The sequence below is a fragment of the Microbacterium sp. 69-10 genome (genome assembly GCF_001897945.1).
In the GTDB taxonomy this organism is placed as follows: domain Bacteria; phylum Actinomycetota; class Actinomycetes; order Actinomycetales; family Microbacteriaceae; genus Microbacterium.
This window is the reverse complement of the sequence record NZ_MKRT01000016.1, coordinates 103,525-121,596: the sequence shown is the minus strand read 5'-3', so window position 1 is coordinate 121,596 and position 18,072 is coordinate 103,525. Positions and strand designations below refer to the sequence as shown.

Below are 18,072 nucleotides of genomic sequence, written 5' to 3'. Positions count from 1 at the left end.
GTTCGTGCACGAGCCTCTCTGGATCGTACTCGTGATGGCGATCCCCGGGCTGACCCTCGCCCCGCTGAACGCGGCGCTGGGCGGCTACTTCATGGTCGCGACCCCGAGCGAGCTGATGGGACGGGCCTCGAGCGCGTCCGGCGTCTTCGCGATGGGCGCCACGCCGCTCGCCCCGCTGATCGCCGGCTTCGGCCTCACCTGGCTCGGCCGAGGCGGCACGATCCTGCTCGGCGCCGGCCTCTGCGCGATCGCCGCCCTGATGGCCGTCACCAACCGCGGCCTGCGCTCGCTTCCTGCCGAGGCCGGCTGGGCCGCGCACGCCCGGCAGTTCGAGAACGCGAGGGTTCCGGCGTCCGTGCGCTGACGGCATCGCCCATCACCCCGGTGGAGAACCTTCTTCCCAGCCCGTGATCGCGCCGATAGGCTCCGCACAAGGCCGACTGGGGAGCGGGTCAGATGACGGATCCTGAAGAGGGCGCAGAGGGGAGACGGATGCGGCTGCGCTACGCCGGCCGCTGCCGCTCGTGCGGCACCGATCTGCCCGCGGGGACGGATGCGGTGTACGAACGCTCCCGCGGTACCGTGCGGTGCGTGGAATGCGCGCCCGCCGCCGATCAGGCTGGTGCGCGCGGGGGTGTCACTGCTGAGGCTGCAGTGCAGCTCGGCATCCCGGCTGACGCCGACTCCGTCGACCTGATCCGTCCGGATCCTGACCTCGAGAATCAGATCCCGCCCGCATCGGCGTCCGTCCCTGATGCGCCACTGGAGCCTCCGGCGTCCGCCCCGGCCTCGCCGACGATTTCGCTGAGGCTTCGCCCACCGGCATCCGCTGTCATCGCCGAGACGCTCCGGGTCCAGGCCCTGCAGCCGCCCCGCACGCGTACCGCGTGGTTCTTCGGCAGGGACCCGCTCTCTCCGCACGCCGAGTCCTGGTACAGCGGAGCACTCGGCGAGCTCGAGGTCGGACGCGTTCTCGAGCATCTCGGGCAGGGCTGGCACGTGATCCACGCGATCCCGATCGGCACCCGCGGCAGCGACATCGACCATCTGGTGATCGGTCCCGCCGGTGTGTTCACGATCAACGCGAAGCGGCATATGGGGAAGGTGTGGGTCGGGAATCGGATGCTGCTGGTCAACGGGCAGCGGACGCACCACCTGCGCAACGCCGAGCACGAGGGACAGCGGGCGGCGCGGATCCTGTCGACGCCGGTGACGCCGCTCGTCGTGATCGCCGGAGCCCGAACCTTCACGGTCAAGGAACCATCCGAGAAGGTCGTCGTGCTCCGATCGAGGGACCTCGTGCGATGGTTGACCCGTTCGGCACCCGTCCTGACCCCACCTGAGGTCCGGGAACTCGCGTCACGCGCGGCAGACCCCGAGACCTGGGGAGCATCCGAGCTGGCGGAACCGGACCTCGCCGCCTTCGATGCGCTGCGCGCCTCACGAGCATCCGCTGACCGCCGCCGCCGCGCATGGGGGATCGGCGTCGTCGCTGCGGTCGTCGCGTCCGCGCTGGTCGTCTTGCAGAATCTGGCGTCGATCGGCCCGTACATCTCGGGCCTGCTGTCCACCGTCCGCTGAACAGCATCCGCGGTCCGTCAGACTTGACCCTGACACGGTGTGAGACGGGAGAACTGAAGCATGTTGTCCATCGGAGCGTTCGCGCAGATCGGTCAGGTGACCCACCGCATGCTGCGGCACTGGGACACGGCCGGGCTGCTCGTGCCCGCCCACGTGGACGAGTTCAACGGCTACCGCTCCTACGACCCTTCGCAGCTCGACCGGCTGCATCGGATCGTGGCGCTGCGCCAGCTCGGGTTCGGTCTCGACGAGATCGGCACCATCCTCGAAGAGGGGCTGGATGCCGATCGCATCGAAGCGCTGCTGCGCACCCACCGATCCCGCGTGGAGCGCGAGCACCGGATCGCGGCCGCAAGACTCGTCGACGTGGAACGGCGGCTCCATCTCATCCAGAAGGAGAAGCACATGTCCCGCATCGAGATCATCGAGAAGCCGCTGCCCGCCGTCCGTCTCGCCGCCCGCACGGCCGTAGCCGCCGAACAGGCGGAGATCGGCACCATCGTCGGGCCGGCCTTCGACGCCGTGTCCGAAGCGCTCGGCAGGGTCGGCGCGTCCTTGGCGACGCCGATCGCGCAGTACTCGTCCGCGGAGGACGGGATGCTGCTGACCGTCGGCTACGAGTACTCCGGCCCCGACGTCGAGGGCGTGGAGATCGTCGAGCTTCCCGCCGCCGAGACGGCGATCTGCGGCGTGCACCTGGGCTCGATGGAGCGCATCCCCGACAGCTGGGCGGCGCTGCACGAGGAGATCATCGCCCGCGGCCTCGTGCCCTCCGGCCCGTGCCGCGAACTGTACGTGCGCGCGGTCTCGGAGGACCAGTCCGACTGGGTCACCGAGCTGCAGCAGCCCGTCACTCAGGGCTGAACAGCCCGCACGGATCCACGTCGCGCGGCACGCAGCCCGCGCGACGTGGCCGGACGGATGACGGAATTAGTCCATAGTCTCTACTAATTCGGCGGGAAAGCGTATACCTTGGCCTCCAACCCCTCTTCCCACCCATTGGAGGCCGATGATGTCCCCTCTTGAACTCAACCGCCGTTCCTTCCTCGCCGTGCTCGGCGCGGGTGCGCTGGTCACCCTGACCGGCGCACCCGCCAACGCGTCGACCGTGCGCACGGCGACAGACGATCCGCTCGCCGCCCTCATCGCCAAGCGCCGGATCATGCTCGCCGGCGACGGCAGCGCGGCATCCGTCCCCGAACTCGCCGGCGTGCTCAGCGAGATGAGCAGCGCCGCCGCGGCGAGCTGGAGCGCGATGGTGCGCCCGGCGGCCGCGCCCGGGATCTGGGCCGACCTGCCGGTCGCCGGCGTCACCGGGACCACGCTCTCCGGCAACATGGGCGTCACGTTCGACCGCCTGTTCAGCCTGTCGCTCGCGTATGCGACCGCGGGCTGCACGCAGTATCAGGATGCTGCGCTGGCGGCCGACCTCGTCGATGCGCTCACCTACCTGGCGGCCAACGTCTACGTGGCGGGCCGCTCGCCCGTCGGCAACTGGTGGTTCTGGGAGATCGGCGTGCCGCGCAAGGCCGCCGACATCCTCGTCCTGCTGCATGACGTCGTCCCCGCCGAGGTGCGCGGCTCCCTGCTGGCCGCCGCCCGCTACTTCACCCCCGACCCGAACTGGCGCGGACGCGGCACCAGCTTCGCCGAGACCGGCGCGAACCGCACCGACAAGGCGCTTTCGTGCGCGCTGCGCGGCATCCTCGACTCCCGCCCCGACGAGATCGCGCTCGCCCGCGACGCACTCAGCGACGTCGTGCGCAACGGCCGCAACAGCGTGTTCGGGTACGTCACCAGCGGCGACGGCTTCTACACCGACGGCTCGTTCGTCCAGCACACCTACCTGCCCTACGTCGGCACCTACGGCGTGGTCACGCTCGGCGGCATCGCCGAGATCCTCGGCCTGCTCGGCGGCAGCGAGTGGGACGTCGTCGATCCGAAGAAGTCCGTGGTCCTGGATTCCGTGGAAGGCGCCTACGCGCCGTTCATCTGGAACGGCCGCATGATGGACACGGTCCGCGGACGCGCGGTGTCGCGCCAGAAGGCCCCGGACTACGTGGACGGCGCCGGCGCCATCACCGCCATCCTGCTGCTGGCGCAGGGGGCGGGAGAGCCGTACCGCAGCCGTTACCTGTCGCTCGTGAAGGGCTGGCTGCTGCGCAGCAGCGAGAAGCAGTACGGCCTGCCGTCGCAGACCGTGGCGAAGTCGCTGCTGGTCACTTCCGTGCTCGGCGATGACTCGGTGGTCCCGGCATCCGCTCCCGTCTACACGAAGGCGTTCGGCGACCAGGACCGCCTGGTGCACCACCGCCCGAACTTCAGCGCGGTGGTGAACGTGTCGTCCAAGCGGATCGGCCGCTATGAATGGGGCAACCGCGAGAACAACCTGGGCTGGTACCAGGGCGACGGCCTGACCTACTTCTACACGCCGGTGGCCCCCGATCAGTTCAGCGCGGACTTCTGGCCCACCGTCGACCCGTACCGACTGCCGGGCACGACGGTCACGGCCGAGACCCGCGCGAACGGCGCGAACGACGGCACGGGCATCCCGCGGGCGTACCAGGCCTTCGGCGGCGGCCTCGCCCTGGACGAGCGCTGGGGCATCCAGGGCATGGATCACCTGAACTTCAACAAGACGCTCAGCGCCCGCAAGTCGTGGTTCTTCCTCGACGACAAGGTCGTGTGCCTGGGAGCGGCGGTCACCTCGGCATCCGGTCACGAGGTGTTCACGACCATCGACAACCGCTCCTTCGCGCCGGACTCCGTGCCGACGCTGCGCACCGACAACCGCTATCGCACCGTGGCCGCAGGCAGTGCGGCGATCCCGGTGCGCCGCAATGTGCACATCGACGGTCACGGCGGGTACGTGTTCCTGAAGGCGGAGAACGTCAGCGGCTCGATCGACGTGCAGGTCGTGCGGCGCACCGGCGACTGGAAGACCATCAACTCCGGCTCCGACACCGGCGGCACCGACGAGGCGAAGAACCGCGACTACGTCACCCTCACGCAGACCGTCGCACGGGTGACGGTCCCGGACGCTGCGGGCGCATCGATCGTGGAGGCCGATGCCGGTGTGCGGGTCGTCTCGACGGCGCCTCTCACCCTGGAGTTCGATCTGGACGGCCACGGCCACGCGAAGCGGGTCGTGCTCGGGGCCTGACGCCTCACGCTCCTGCGCCCGGACCTTCGAGGGTCCGGGCCGCAGGAGCTCGAGCACCGGCATCCGCTCCGCCCCGCGCACCGGGCCGGATCAGAAACGCATCAGCCAGCCAGGCCGGATCAGAATAGCCTCGGGGAATCGCGCTTCCGAGGCGTTTCTGATCCAGTCTGCGGATGCGGGCGCCCAGGAGGGCCCGGACGCCGCTCAGCGCAGCGGGTCGAAGGGCTCGATCGCGGGGTGGATGCGGCCGGTCGTGATCTGCTCGGCGAGCAGCTTGCCGGTCGCGGGCCCGAGAACGATGCCCCACATGCCGTGGCCGCCGGCGACGTACACGTTCGGCGCCTGAGTCGCACCGACCAGCGGCAGGCCGTCGGGCGTGACCGGGCGCGAGCCCATCCACTCGTCCTGGCGCTCCTCGAAGTCGATCCCCTGGAACATCTCGCGCGCCTGGGCGATGATCGCCTGGATGCGGCGCGGCTGGAACGGCTCGTCCGGCCCGCGGAACTCCATGGTGCCCGCGATGCGGAAGCGCCCCTGATAGGGGGTGCAGGCGATGCGCTGGAACGGGAAGTACACCGGATGCTCCTGCGGCTGCGCCGTCGCGACGGTGAACGAGTAGCCGCGGCCGGCCTGCACGCGGGTGCGCACCCCGAGCTTGCGGGCGAGCCTCGGCATCCAGGCGCCGGTCGCGATGACCACCGAGTCGGCCTCCATGCGCTCGCCGTTCGACAGCGCCACGACCGGGCGACGGGTGGAGGACACGTCGGTGACCTCCAGTCCCGTGATCAACTCGGCGCCGCGGGCGACGACCGCCTCGCCGAGCGCCTCGACGAAGGGCGCCGGCTCGAAGAAGCGCTGCCCGTCCAGCCGGTAGACGTGGGTGACGGCATCCGACAGCACCGGCGCCAGCTCACGCGGGTTCTCCAGGCGCTCGAACGGCACCTCCTGCCCGTGCCGGACGACGCCCTCGATCTCGTGCAGGAAGCCCTTCGAGTCGGCCTCCTGCTTGAAGCCGATCACGAACGGCCCCTCGCGGGTCCACGACTCCACGCCGCCGTCGAGCAGCTCGTCGAAGCACTCCAGTGCCATCTTGTCGATCGGGGTGAGGGATGCCATGGTGCGATCCCACGCCTTGTTCGTGCCGTGCGCGGCGAACTGCGCCAGGAACGACCACAGGCCGGCGTCCACGCGGAACGGCACGTGCAGGGCCGCATCCGGGTCGAGCAGCGCCTTCGGCCCGTAGGACCACAGGCCGGTGTCGGCCAGCGGGATGGTCTTGCCGGGCGTCAGCCAGCCGGCGTTGCCCCACGATGAGCCGGCGGCGACACCGACCCGGTCGATGACCGTCACCTCGACCCCGCGCTCCTGCAGGTGCCATGCCGTGGCGAGACCGACCATTCCGGCCCCGACGACGATCGTGCGCGTCATTGCGTCCTCCTGAAGAACACGTCGTTCGACTGAAAGAGGAGTCGAGGCACGACGAAGCCCCGCTCATCCACGATTATGCAGATCTCGCTCATCAGCGTGGTCAAGGTCGAAAGTTCCTGCGTAAGATCGATGCGCACACCGCAGAATCTTCACTCCGAATGGGAACGCGAGCATGCCGGCATCCGATTCTTCGACGGCCCACCGCACAGCGATGGCCGACGCCGGGCTCGACGCTGTCGACCGCACGATCATCGCCGAGCTCAGCCGCAACGGGCGGCTGTCCAACACCGAGCTCGCGGCGCGCGCCGGGATCGCCGAGTCCACCTGTCTCAAGCGCGTGCGCGCGCTGCAGGCGAACGGGGTGATCGTGGGCTTCCACGCCGAGATCTCGCCGGCCGCGATCGGACTGCATCTCGAGGCGCTGATCACGATCCGACTGCACGCGCACGCCCGGGGCGACCTGCGCCGCTTCCAGGCCTATGTGGAGGATCTGCCCGCCACGCAGCGGGTGTACTTCCTCGCCGGTGACCGGGACTTCCTAGTGCACGTCGCGGTTCCGGATGCTGCCGCGCTGCGCGAGCTGGTGTCGGACACGCTCAGCCTTCGGCCGGAGGTGGCGTCGACCTCGACGAGCCTGATCTTCGCGCACGCCGCCGGATCGCAGGTGCTGTAGGGCACGCGTCCGCCCGCGCATTCGTCCCGCCTGTGACCGATCCGCGGAACATCGGCATCCGGCCCGCGCCGCCCTGGTCGCAGTTCGACCCGTTACAAGCGCAGCTCCGCAACCCAGGTCGCAGTTCGTCACGGTATGGCGCGGAAATTCCGGGACGAATCGCGACCTGAAGCGTCCCCCTGCCCGCAGAACGGGACGGATCGCGACCTGGACGCCACGGATGGCCCCAGCGAGTGGCGCGGCGAAGCGGCGTCCATCCGAACCCGCACGCGGCGATCGGCGAAGCGGGGTCAGCCCGCGGTGCGCACCTCGAAACCGGCATCCGCCAGCGCCGTGCGATCGGCATCGGCGACGCCGGCATCCGTGAGCACCAGCGGGAACAGCGCCGGGCCGCCCACGTGCGCGAACGACGCACGGCCGAGCTTGGACGCGTCCGCCACGACCACGGCGCGCGCAGCGCGCTCGGCCATCATCCGGTTCACGGCGGCCTCGGCCTCGTCGTGGGTGGTCGCGCCCTCCGCGGCCGACAGCCCGTTCACGCCGATGAAGGCGATGTCCAGGCGGATGCCCGTGAGCAGCTGCTCCGCGAACGGGCCGACCAGCTCGAAGCTGCGGGAGTGGATCGCGCCGCCCGTGACGACCACCTTGAATTCGGGCCGCATCGCGAGCTGGGCCGCGATGTTCACCGCATTCGTCACGACCGTCAGCCCGTCGGCACCGAGGTCGTCGCGCGCGGCGAGCGCGGTGGCGATCGCGGTCGTCGTGGTCCCGCCGGAGAGCCCGACCACGTCGCCGGGCGACACGAGCTCGGCCGCCAGAACCGCGATCTGCTCCTTCGCGCCCGTGCCGAGGTGGCTCTTGTACCGGATCGGCAGCTCGTAGGCGACCGACTGCGCCACGGCACCGCCGTGCGTGCGGGTGAGCAGGCGCCGCTCGGCGAGACTGTCCAGGTCGCGGCGGGTCGTCGCGGCGGATGCCCCGAAGCGGTCGACGAGCTGCTCGACCGACACCTCACCCTGTGCGGCGAGCAGGTCGAGGATCGCGGTCAGACGGGCGGCGCGGTTCATGCTCATCACGCCCGCTCGGCGAGGGCGAACAGGCGCAGCATCCGAGCGGCCTCCTCGGCGACGGCCTCGCGGCCGGGAGCGACGTACTTGCGCGAGTCGACGAGCTTCTCGTCGGCGGCGAGCGTCTCGCGGATCGCGCGCGTGAAGAATCCGTTCAGGTGAGTGGAGACGTTGATCTTGGTCATCCCGGCCTGCACGGCGCGTACGATCACGTCGTCGGCGACGCCGGACGATCCGTGCAGCACGAGCGGCACGTCGCCGCCGTTGCGGCCGATGCCGCGCAGTGCGCTCTTCAGGCGTCCGATCAGGTCGATGTCGATCGCGGCCGAGCGGTCGAGCATCGCGTGCGAGGATCCGACCGCGACGGCCAGCGAGTCCACGCCGGTGGCCTCGACGAAGGCGCGCGCCTCGTCGGGGTCGGTGCGGACGCCGGGTGCGTGGGCTCCGTCCTTGCCGCCGACCTCGCCCAGCTCGGCCTCGATGTAGACACCTGCGGCGCGAGCACGGCCGGCGATGTCGGCCGTGAGCTCGACGTTCTCCTCGTAGTCGAGCTTGCCGCCGTCGAACATCACCGATCCGAAGCCCAGTTCGATGGCCTCGTCGACGAGCTCGGGGCGCTCGGCGTGGTCGAGGTGCACGGCGACCGGAGTCTTCGCCCTGCGGGCGATGGCGAGGGTCGCCCAGCCGATCGGCTCGAGCCCGCCGTGGTAGTCGGCGCAGTTCTGCGAGATCTGCAGGATCACGGGCAGCTGTGCCCGCTCGGATGCCGCGGCGAGCGCCTCGGCGGTCTCGAGGTGGATCACGTTGAAGGCGCCGAGGCCGGTGCCGGCGGCGGCGGACGCGCGCATCAGGTCGCGTGCTGAGACGAGGGTCATCGGGTTTCCTTCGGGTCGGATTCTGCGGTGCCGGGGTCGGCGGCGCGGGATTCTCGTTCGGGAAGCTGTCGCTCGGTGCCCGGGTGCGCGTCCGCGAGGTCGGGTCGGGCGGCGACGGTGAGGGCGCGCTCGAGCTCGGGCCAGGAGGGGTGGATGTCGCCGGCGAGAGGCATCAGCACGGCGGCGGCCGACCAGGCCGTCGCCCGTCGCAGGATCGCCTCGGGGTCTCGGATGCCGGCATCCATCAGCACGGCGCAGGCGGCCACGCCCGCGTCGCCCGCACCGGTCGGGTTGCCGGCGAGCGCCGTGTCGAGCCGGGCGTGCAGGATGCTGACCGGCGCGGCATTCGCTCCAGACGCCACCGTGGGCAGTCCGCCGTCCCGTTCCACATCGGGGGCCGACACGCCAGAAAGCGGACGCTTTCCGCGAATCTGTCCGTAATCTGGCGTGTCGCCCCCCGGAGTGTGTCCGGCACTCGCGAATGCCCGAGGCTCGGAAGGCGCGGCGGACACCGCCAGCATCCCGTCGGCGCCGAGCGAGAGCAGCACCAGCTCGACGCCGCGTCGCAGCAGCTCGCGCGCGCCCTCGATGGGATCGTCCAGGCCGGTGGCGTCGCGGAGCTCATGCTGGTTGGGCTTCAGGACGGATGCCCCGGCATCCGCCGCCGTGAGCATCGCCGGCCCGGAGGTGTCGACGATCACAGTCGCGCCGGCATCCCGCCCGAGGCGGATGAGAGACGGCAGCAGGTCATCGGGCGTACCGGGCGGCAGACTGCCCGAGATCACGAGCACGTCCTGGCCGCCGGCATCCGGACCGGCGGCGTCCCCGAGCCCGTCGGCCCCTGCTTCGGAGGCCGACACCCGCGCGAGCGCGCGCGCCACAGCATCCTTCAGCGCGGCCCACTCGACATCCGTCGGCGCCTCGCCGCGCTCGTTCACGATCGTCGTGTCGCCCAGCACCTCGTCGACCAGCGCGATGCTGCGGCGTGTGGAAGCGGTCACGGGCACCAGCACGTGCGGCACACCCGACGCGTCCAGCTCCGCGGCGAACTCCGCACCCGTCGCGCCACCCGAGGTCGTGATCGCCACGGCGGACGCGCCCTGCGCGTGCGCGACCCTGGCGACGTTCAGGCCCTTGCCTCCGGCGCGCGACTTCCCGGCATCCGCTCGGTGCACCCCGCCGATCTCCAGCGCGGCGACATGCCAGGTGAGGTCGAGGGCGGGGTTCGGCGTGACGGTGATGATCATGCGGCCACCGTCGCCTCGTGCGAGCACACCTGCACGATCTGGGAACGGATGCACGACGCATCCGGCGATCCGATCGTGCAGGTGTTCCCGGATCGTGCATCCGTTCCCGGCAGCGCGGAGGTCATGCGTGCGCCGCCTCGCGAGCGCGCAGCGCGGAGCCCAGGATGCCGGCATTGCCGGAGAGCTCGGCGGGGACGAGGACCGGGATGCGGTGGAAGCTCAGGCGGTCGGCCAGCCGCGTCCGCAGCTCGTCGAACAGCGCCCCGCCCGCGCGCGACAGGCCGCCGCCGATGACCACGGCCTGCGGCGCCATGACGGCGGTCAGCTGCGCGATCGAGATGGCGAGGGCATCGAGGGCCTCGTTCCAGATCCGTGCGGCGGTCTCGTCGCCGGCGGACGCCAGGGCGATCACCTCGCGTGCGCCGTCGACGACCGTGCCCGTCTCCTCCGCATAGCGCCTGGAGATCGCGCCGGCGGATGCTCTGGCCTCCAGGCATCCGCGGGCCCCGCAGGGGCAGGGCCATTCGCCGATCGGCGAATGGCCGATCTCGCCGGCGTAGCCGCCCGCGGTGTACGGCTGTCCGCCGACCAGCAGCGCGCCGGCGATCCCGGTGCCGATGATCAGCACGACCGCGTCGGCGTAGTCCCGCGCACCGCCGAGCACGCGCTCCGCCCAGCTCGCCGAGCGCACATCGTGGTCGAACCCGACGGGCAGGCCGAACCTCGCGGCTGCCAGGTCCCGGATCGGGGCATCCCGCCAGCCGAGGTTGCTGCTGAACACGGCGATGCCGCTGTCGGCGTCGACGATGCCGGGCACCACCAGGCCGATCGCCTCGGGCACGATCTCCGGATGCTGCTCGCGCAGCTCGTCGGCCAATTCGGCGAGCCGGTCGATCAGCGACCCCACGGGGTCGTCACCGCCGACCGGAGTGGGCGTTCGCCGCAGTCCGACGGCCGCGCCGGTGGCATCGAACAGCGCCGACTTGATGTCGGTGCCGCCCACGTCGAAGGCCAGCACGGGTGCACCCGCACCGATCCCCGCCGCCGCGGCGAGCCGCTCACCCGACTCGTCCTTGACGACGTCGGGGATGCGGTCGTGCTCGGTCATGGCGCGTCTCAGTCGTCGAGGATCACGGAGCGGGTGAGGTTGCGCGGCTGGTCGGGGTCGAGCCCCTTCCCCACGGCACGGTCGAGTGCGACGCGGTGCACCCGCACCAGCTCGGCCATCGGGTCGATCGGATGCTGCACGAAGCGCGCTCCGGTGGCCTCGACCTGCGCCTGCAGACCCTCGGGGGCAGCACCGAACTGCCAGGTGATACGGCCGGGGGCGGCGATGGCGATCGGGCCGTGACGGTATTCCATCGAGCTGTACGACTCGGTCCACGACTGCGAGGACTCGCGCATCTTCAGGCCGGCCTCGTGTGCGAGTCCGAAGGTCCATCCCATGCCGAGGAAGCTGTACTGCTCGGCATCGGTGAGCGCGGGTTCGTCGGATGCCTGTCCGTCGAGCACGGCCTGGGCGTCGGCGATCGCCGTGTCCAGGTCCTCGCCGAGGGATGCCCGGAACAGGGCGAGCGCGGTGGTGGCGAAACGGGTCTGCACCACCGACTGCTCGTCGGCGAACGGAAGCGCGATGACGGTGTCGGCCAGGTCGACCAGCGGGGAGGTGTCGTCGCCGAGCACGGCCACGACGGGGGTGCGGCCCTTGACGCGCTCGGTGAGCTCGAGGACCTCGGTGGTGGTGCCGGAGCGGGTCAGCGCGACGATCGCGTCGTAGCCGCGGCCGTACGGGAACTCGGATGCCGTGAACGCGTCGGTCTCACCGTGGCCGGCGGCCTCGCGCAGGGCCGCGTAGGACTGCGCCATGAACCAGGAGGTGCCGCAGCCGACGACGGCGATGCGTGCGCCGGATGCCGGGAGCAGCCCCTGCTCTGCTCGCATCCCGGCCGCGCGGGCCCAGGTCTCCGGCTGCGAGGTGAGCTCCGCGCGCATGTGCGCGCCGGCGGCTGATTCGATCATTGCTGCTCCTTGCAAACGTCAAGTTGAGATGCTTGCAACTCTAGGGTGTTTTTATCGGAAAAAACATCACAATCACGCATAATCCGGGCGACACTCATCACGGCACCCCGAGAACGGCGGAGGAAACGAGACTGACAGCTCCTTGGAAGGCGAGGTCGTCACCGAGCGGACTGATCCGCAGATCGAGCGACGCCCAGCTCTCCTCGGTCAACCGGGGGCGCATGGCATCCCTCGCGGCAACGACGAGACTGTCCGCCACTTCATCGGACACGCCCGTCAAGATCACGACCTCGGTCCCCAGGGCTCCGACCAGCGGAGCGAGCGCATTGCCCAGGATTCGTCCGGCATCCTCGAGGATCTCCGCACGATCTCTTTCATCAGCGGCCGAAAGCCGGGCGTTCAGGCGGGGAAGGGACAGAGTCGCCTCAAGGCATCCCGCCCTGCCGCAGACGCATCGGTAATCGGCGCTGTCCCCGCTGGCGATATGGCCGATCTCCCCCGCGGTGTAGTGCGATCCGTGGATGAGCTTGCCATTCGCGATGATGCCGCTTCCGACGCCGTAGCCGAGCTTGACGACCATGAGGTCGGACTGCGCTCCCACACGGTCCCGCTCAGCAAGGGCGGCGACGTTGGCATCGTTCTCGACGCTGACGGGGAGGTCGAAACGCTCGAGCAGCACATCCTTGAGCGGCACATCCGTCCATCGCAGGTTGTGCGAGGCCAGGACCACCCCGTCGGCGTCGACGATGCCGGGGGCGCTGACACCCATCCCGATGATCCGTCCTGCTGCAGCAGCGCACAGCCGCTCGGCGAGCTCAATCGCCATCTGCAGGGCGACCTCTCCCTGTGCTGCCAGCGAGAGGATCGAGTCCCGATGCAGTACACGACCACTCAGGTCGAGGACGGCGCCGTAGAAGCCGTCGTCATGGGAGAGGTCGAGCGCGACCACGCGCCAGTTCTCGCGATCGATGTTCAGATCGACCGCCGGGCGACCGCGGCCGCCGATCGGACGCCTCCTGGTCTCGACGATGAGGCCCTCTTCGAGCATTTCGGTCACCAGCGAGGACACGGTCGCCTTGGTGAAGCCGGCGGCCCGCGCCAGATCTGCGCGGGATCGGTCCCCGTTCTGGTGCAGCAGCTGAAGCAAACGGCCCTGACTGCTGCCCGGAATCTCCCGCTGAATCTGCAGAGAGCTCCAGCGATCGACATCCTCCGCCGTCATGTACTCGCCACCATTTCTTCCCCCGTCACGCGATACACGCCACCAAACAGGCATGCCCAGCCTGACAATACTGGCGTTGAGCGTCTCCGGAGTTCCGCCCCGGCGACATCCAGACCCGCGCACACCGCGCGCGACGGAACAGACTGCGCTCGCGAAGTGGTGCGGATGGGGGACACGGCCGGAGCTGACATGTGGGCACTGCCGGGCATTCTTCCCTCCTTCAGTCACCATGCGCGCTCCCTTGGGCAGATGTGAGATCGTCCTCTGATCCGGGGTTGCACCGGACTGATCACTTTAGTTCTGCTACTAAACTAAAGACTTCGTGTCACTGTATTCCGCGCGATCAGGACTGTCAACTTCATCCGTAGGCGCTCAGTGCCGACCCGACGACATGAGTGCGGGTATTGACAGGCATACAGGAAGCTCCTAGGGTTCTTCAAACACAGCTTAGTTCAGTTGCCGAACTAAATACCCTCCAATCCAATTGCTTTCCCGTTAACGAACGGAGCCCTCACATGCATAACGAAAAGCACCCATCAGCCTGGCGTAGACGGCCCCTGTCCCTGGGAGCCGTCGCCCTCGCACTGTCGACGGTCGTGGCGCTCATCTCGCCAGCGACCATGGCCACCGCCGACGAGGCGGCCGTCCGTGCGCAGTGGAACTTCGCCGCCGGCGTCGAAGACATCTCCCCTGCCGAAGAGCACCACGGAGTGCTCGGCTCAGGCGCCCAGATCGTTCCCGAGACCGGCGCCGTCCTCGATGGAACCAGCAACGGCGTGATCACGGTCCCCTACTCTGAGTCGTTCCAGCCCGAGGCAGCCGGAGACGGCGAGGCCTGGAAGGTAGAACTCACCGGTGTCACCCCCGCGGCGCCGATCTCCAGCTACCGCACCATCATGGGCTCGCGCAACAACGAGAACGGTTGGGCGCTGTATCTCAACGGGGGCAAGATCGAGTTCTGGATGTCCCAGACCGGAACGGGGACGGGATACGCGAAGGCGCTGTCCGGCGTCACCGCCCAGGTCGGAAAGTCCTACGACATCACCGTCCAGCGCGCGGGCAACAAGATCTCCATCGACGTCAGTGGTGACGGCGAGGGTCACGGAGAGGCCACGATCGCAGGAGGCTACAACGCCGTCGACGCCGGCGCCACGCTCCGCTTCGGAAGCGGCGGAAACGCCAACAAACCTCAGTACTTCTACTCGGGTGCCATCGGCACGGCGACCATCTCCGTCGACGAAGTCGATGACGAGACCGGTCCCGTCGACCCCACCGGCCCCGTGGTCATCCCGACGCCGGAGTTCCCCCTCACCGACGCCCAGTACGAGGACGCAGCCGCCGCAGTCTTCGCCCGCACCGCAGGTGCGGCTGCGAGCCAGATGAGCTTCGACATGCAGCGCTCCGAGCAGAACGTCGAGCAGTTCACGATCTCAGGCACCGACGGCGCGATCTCGATCGTCGCCTCGACCCCCTCCGCCCTGACGATGGGTGCCGGCTGGTACCTCAAGTACGTCGTGAACGCCTCCGTCAACCTCGGAAGCGCCTACCCTGACATGCCTGCGACGCTCCCCGCGCCTGAGGCGCCCATCACGAAGACCGGCCACGACGCCTACCGCTTCGCGCTCAACGACACCAACGAGGGCTACACCGACCCGTACCTCGACTGGGCGGGCTGGGAGCGACTGCTCGACAACATGGCCCTGCACGGCGTGAACCAGGTGTTCATGACGGTCGGAACGGACGCCGTCTTCGCCGAGCTGCTGCAGAGATGGCACTACTCCGAGGCAGAGGCATTCAACTGGATCCCGCAGCCGTCTCACCAGCCCTGGTGGGTGCTGCAGAACATCAGCAATGAGAACGGCCAGCCGCCGATGACGAAGGCCCTGCTCGCGGAGCGCGCGTCGCTCGCGAAGAGGATCGTCAACCGCGCGAACGAACTGGGCATCACCCCGGTTATTCCCGGCTACTTCGGCACGGTCACCCAGGACTTCGCCGACCGCAACCCCGGCGCGAACGTCGTTCCGCAAGGCAAGTGGGGTGGCTACGAGCGCCCGGGCTGGCTCGACCCGACGACCGAGATGTTCGCTCAGGTGGCCGCGGACTACTACGAGATCTCGGAAAGGCTCATCGGAGCCTCGGGCGCCTACAAGATGGACCCGCTCCACGAGGGAGGTCGGGCCGGCAACGTCAACGTCCCCGCTGCGGCAGCCGGTATCGAGAAGGCACTGCACACCGCGCACCCGAAGGCTCTCTGGTCGCTCCTCGGCTGGCAGAGCAACCCGACCATGACCCTCCTCGACGGGGTGGTTGACAAGTCGCGACTGCTGATCGTGGACGGACTCTCCGACACCGTCACCACGCTGGATCGTGAGAGCCGCTGGCCGGGCATTCCCTACGCCTTCGGATCGATCTACAACTTCGGCGGCAACACCTCGATGGGCGCTATCAGCAAGGTATGGCTCGAGCGATACTTCACGGCACGCGACAAGCAGAACTCATCGATGAACGGTGTCGCCATTCTGCCCGAGGGCTTCTACAACAACCCCGCGGCCTTCGAGCTGATGGCGGAGCTCCCCTGGATGGACAGTGCGCCGGATCACGGCCAGTGGTTCCGCGACTACGCCAAGGGCCGCTACGGAACAGATGCCGCCGCGACTGCATGGGACACGATCGCCTCGACCGCGTACTCGATGGACCCCATCGGGGTGCACAGCGAGTCGCACGACGGTCTGTTCTCTGCTCAGCCGAGCCTGACGACGACCAAGGGCCGGGCCTGCTGTGCCCGGGGAATCGTCCGCTACGACATGGCCGCCTTCGCAGCGGCTCTGCCGCAGCTCATCGCGGCCAACGACTCGGTGGTTCAGCGCGATGCCTATGAATATGACGTCACCGACGTCGCGCGCCAGGTCATCGTCAACGTCTCTCGCGACCTCCTCCCTCAGATCAAGGCGGCATATGACGCCCGTGATCTCGCGAAGTTCGATGAGCTGACGGGAACCTGGCTGGACCTGATCGCCCAGCTCGACAAGATCCTCGGAACCGAGGCGGACTTCATGCTCGGCGGCTACGTCGCCCGGGCTGAGGCTCAGAACCCCGGCATCGGCGCCTACGACCTGCAGAACCTGCTCACCACCTGGGGAACCAAGAAGAGCTTCTCGCTGCACGACTACGCGAACCGCGAGTGGCAGGGCCTGATGGGCGACTTCTACGCCTCGCGCTGGCAGCAGTACTTCGCAGGACTGCGCACCAGCATTCAGACCGGCGAGGCAGCGCCGTCGATCGACTGGTTCACTGTGGACGACGACTGGGCGAAGGTCAATCACAACTACCCCTCGGTGCCGTCCGGCGACGTCATCGTCGAGGCCCGGAAGGCGATGGACCTGCTCGGAACGGGTGAGACGAGGATCACCTTCGATTCTCCTGCGATCCGTCCCGGCACGCCCGCGACGATCACGGTGAAGGTTCAGAACATCTCACCGCTCGGCACGATCGATTCCGCCGACCTCACGCTGAACGCACCGGCGGGGATCACCGTGTCCGCCCCGGACGTCCGGCTCGAGAACATCGGTGCGGGCGAGACACAGACCGCCACGTGGGAGATCAACGTGGACGGCCACGAGTACCCGCAGGCGGTGGCGGAGTTCTCCGTCGACACCGACCTCACCATCGAGGGCGAGACGACCACGACAACGACGACGGGAACGGTTCTCGTCGGTGCGGAGTCCGCGTCGCCGTGGAAGAAGCACTCGACCCAGACGGACGCCGAGTACGCCTTCGCTGAGGATCAGATCGCGCTGCGCACCACGGGCAACGACTTCTCCAAGACGAGCCGATTCTTCAGCTCGGCCTATCACGAGAAGGTGCTGGCGGACGGCGACGTGCTCACCGTGCACGTCGACCGTCAGCAGAGCGAAGGCTCCCGCCCCTGGGCGCGGAGCGGCCTTGCGGTGGGAACCAACATCACCGGGACGAACACACCGCTGGTGGTCCTTGCCCTGACACCGGGCAACGGCTGCGCCTTGACGTGGAACAGCGGGACCAACGGTTCGCTGGACACCCATCGCAACGTCACGGGCTTCAGCGGTTCGGCGTGGCTCCGACTCCTCCGCAACGGGAAGACCTTCGTCGGCTCCTGCAGCACGGACGGCGTGAACTGGACGACGATCGGGACGGCGACGCCCGCGGGCTTCTCCGCGGACACCGTTGATGCCGGGCTGTTCTCCTCCGCGGTGAACAGCGGTGCATCCGACCGGATCCTCGCCGTCTTCTCGGACTGGAGCATCTATCGCGCCTCCGGTCCTCAGGCCTGGGCGTCGGTCGACGGACGAAAGGTCGCGCTGAGCGCAGATGTCGCGCTGGCCGGGGTCGAGTACGCGGTCGACGGCGGAGCCTGGAAGTCGTATTCCGCACCGTTCACGATCGAGGGCACCGACTCGGCGGTGGTCGCCTACCGTGCGGCCGACGACCGAGGAGTCACCGGGCCGAGCAAGTCGGTCTCCGTCGCGGCGTCGGATCCTGGTGCGGCCGCGGATATCGCCCCGCTGGGTGTGGCGAAGACCGTGCTTGTCGGTGAGACGGCCACGGGCTTCGGGGCGCTGGTCACTAATGCGGCTGGTAGCCCTGTGCTCGGAGCGACCGTGGAGTTCTCGGTGACTGGTGGTGTCTTCCCCAACGACGCCACCACGGCGACCGTCACCACGAATGCTGCGGGTATCGCTGTTGCTCCGGCTGTGTCTTCGGAGACGGCGGGGCAGGTCATGGTCAGTGCGGCGTTCGCTGGAAGAACGGTTGCATTGC

12 protein-coding genes and 1 pseudogene are annotated in these 18,072 nt (G+C 69.1%); 6 read left to right on the top strand and 7 right to left on the bottom strand.

Annotated elements, in window-relative coordinates:
- The 4 genes and pseudogenes from BGN97_RS06050 to BGN97_RS06035 form a co-directional block, all read left to right on the top strand.
- Positions 1-364, top strand: a pseudogene (locus BGN97_RS06050) (MFS transporter); the annotation flags it as partial.
- A gap of 92 nt (positions 365-456) precedes the next feature.
- Positions 457-1,581, top strand: a complete 1,125-nt coding sequence (locus BGN97_RS06045) for a nuclease-related domain-containing protein (RefSeq protein WP_292698915.1) — start codon at positions 457-459, stop codon at positions 1,579-1,581.
- 60 nt (positions 1,582-1,641) lie between these two features.
- Entirely contained in the window at positions 1,642-2,445 is an 804-nt protein-coding gene (locus tag BGN97_RS06040) for a MerR family transcriptional regulator (protein WP_292698913.1), read from the top strand.
- Positions 2,446-2,590: 145 nt separating this feature from the next.
- Complete coding sequence (locus tag BGN97_RS06035; RefSeq protein ID WP_292698911.1) at positions 2,591-4,744, top strand: polysaccharide lyase 8 family protein; 2,154 nt, start codon at positions 2,591-2,593, stop codon at positions 4,742-4,744.
- Between the two features lie 204 nt (positions 4,745-4,948).
- Here the strand turns inward: BGN97_RS06035 and BGN97_RS06030 are convergent, their stop codons facing one another.
- Positions 4,949-6,172, bottom strand: a complete 1,224-nt coding sequence (locus tag BGN97_RS06030; RefSeq protein WP_292698910.1) for an FAD-binding oxidoreductase — start codon at positions 6,170-6,172, stop codon at positions 4,949-4,951.
- Positions 6,173-6,344: 172 nt separating this feature from the next.
- Here BGN97_RS06030 and BGN97_RS06025 point away from each other — a divergent pair, with 172 nt between their 5' ends.
- Positions 6,345-6,845 (top strand): Lrp/AsnC family transcriptional regulator, encoded by a 501-nt coding sequence (locus tag BGN97_RS06025; protein WP_285631218.1) that lies wholly within the window; start codon positions 6,345-6,347, stop codon positions 6,843-6,845.
- 290 nt (positions 6,846-7,135) lie between these two features.
- Here BGN97_RS06025 and BGN97_RS06020 read toward each other — a convergent pair whose 3' ends face one another.
- The 6 genes from BGN97_RS06020 to BGN97_RS05995 all read right to left on the bottom strand — a co-directional run bounded on the left by BGN97_RS06020 (position 7,136) and on the right by BGN97_RS05995 (position 13,275).
- The gene (locus tag BGN97_RS06020; RefSeq protein WP_292699035.1) at positions 7,136-7,912 is read right to left on the bottom strand and encodes a DeoR/GlpR family DNA-binding transcription regulator; all 777 of its coding nucleotides are present in this window, start codon (positions 7,910-7,912) and stop codon (positions 7,136-7,138) included.
- Positions 7,913-7,917: 5 nt separating this feature from the next.
- The gene (locus BGN97_RS06015; protein ID WP_292698907.1) at positions 7,918-8,787 is read right to left on the bottom strand and encodes a class II fructose-bisphosphate aldolase; all 870 of its coding nucleotides are present in this window, start codon (positions 8,785-8,787) and stop codon (positions 7,918-7,920) included.
- Complete coding sequence (locus BGN97_RS06010) at positions 8,784-10,034, bottom strand: 1-phosphofructokinase family hexose kinase (RefSeq protein WP_292698905.1); 1,251 nt, start codon at positions 10,032-10,034, stop codon at positions 8,784-8,786. Before BGN97_RS06010 ends, BGN97_RS06015 begins: the two co-directional genes overlap by 4 nt.
- Positions 10,035-10,155: 121 nt before the next feature.
- Complete coding sequence (locus BGN97_RS06005; RefSeq protein WP_292698903.1) at positions 10,156-11,142, bottom strand: ROK family protein; 987 nt, start codon at positions 11,140-11,142, stop codon at positions 10,156-10,158.
- 8 nt (positions 11,143-11,150) lie between these two features.
- Complete coding sequence (locus BGN97_RS06000; protein WP_292698901.1) at positions 11,151-12,053, bottom strand: SIS domain-containing protein; 903 nt, start codon at positions 12,051-12,053, stop codon at positions 11,151-11,153.
- A 97-nt stretch (positions 12,054-12,150) separates the two neighbouring features.
- The gene (locus BGN97_RS05995; protein WP_292699033.1) at positions 12,151-13,275 is read right to left on the bottom strand and encodes an ROK family transcriptional regulator; all 1,125 of its coding nucleotides are present in this window, start codon (positions 13,273-13,275) and stop codon (positions 12,151-12,153) included.
- A 620-nt stretch (positions 13,276-13,895) separates the two neighbouring features.
- On the opposite strand from BGN97_RS05995, the gene BGN97_RS05990 reads away from it, so the two are divergent.
- Positions 13,896-18,072: alpha-N-acetylglucosaminidase TIM-barrel domain-containing protein (locus BGN97_RS05990; RefSeq protein WP_292698899.1), on the top strand; the 4,177-nt coding region annotated here is incomplete at its 3' end.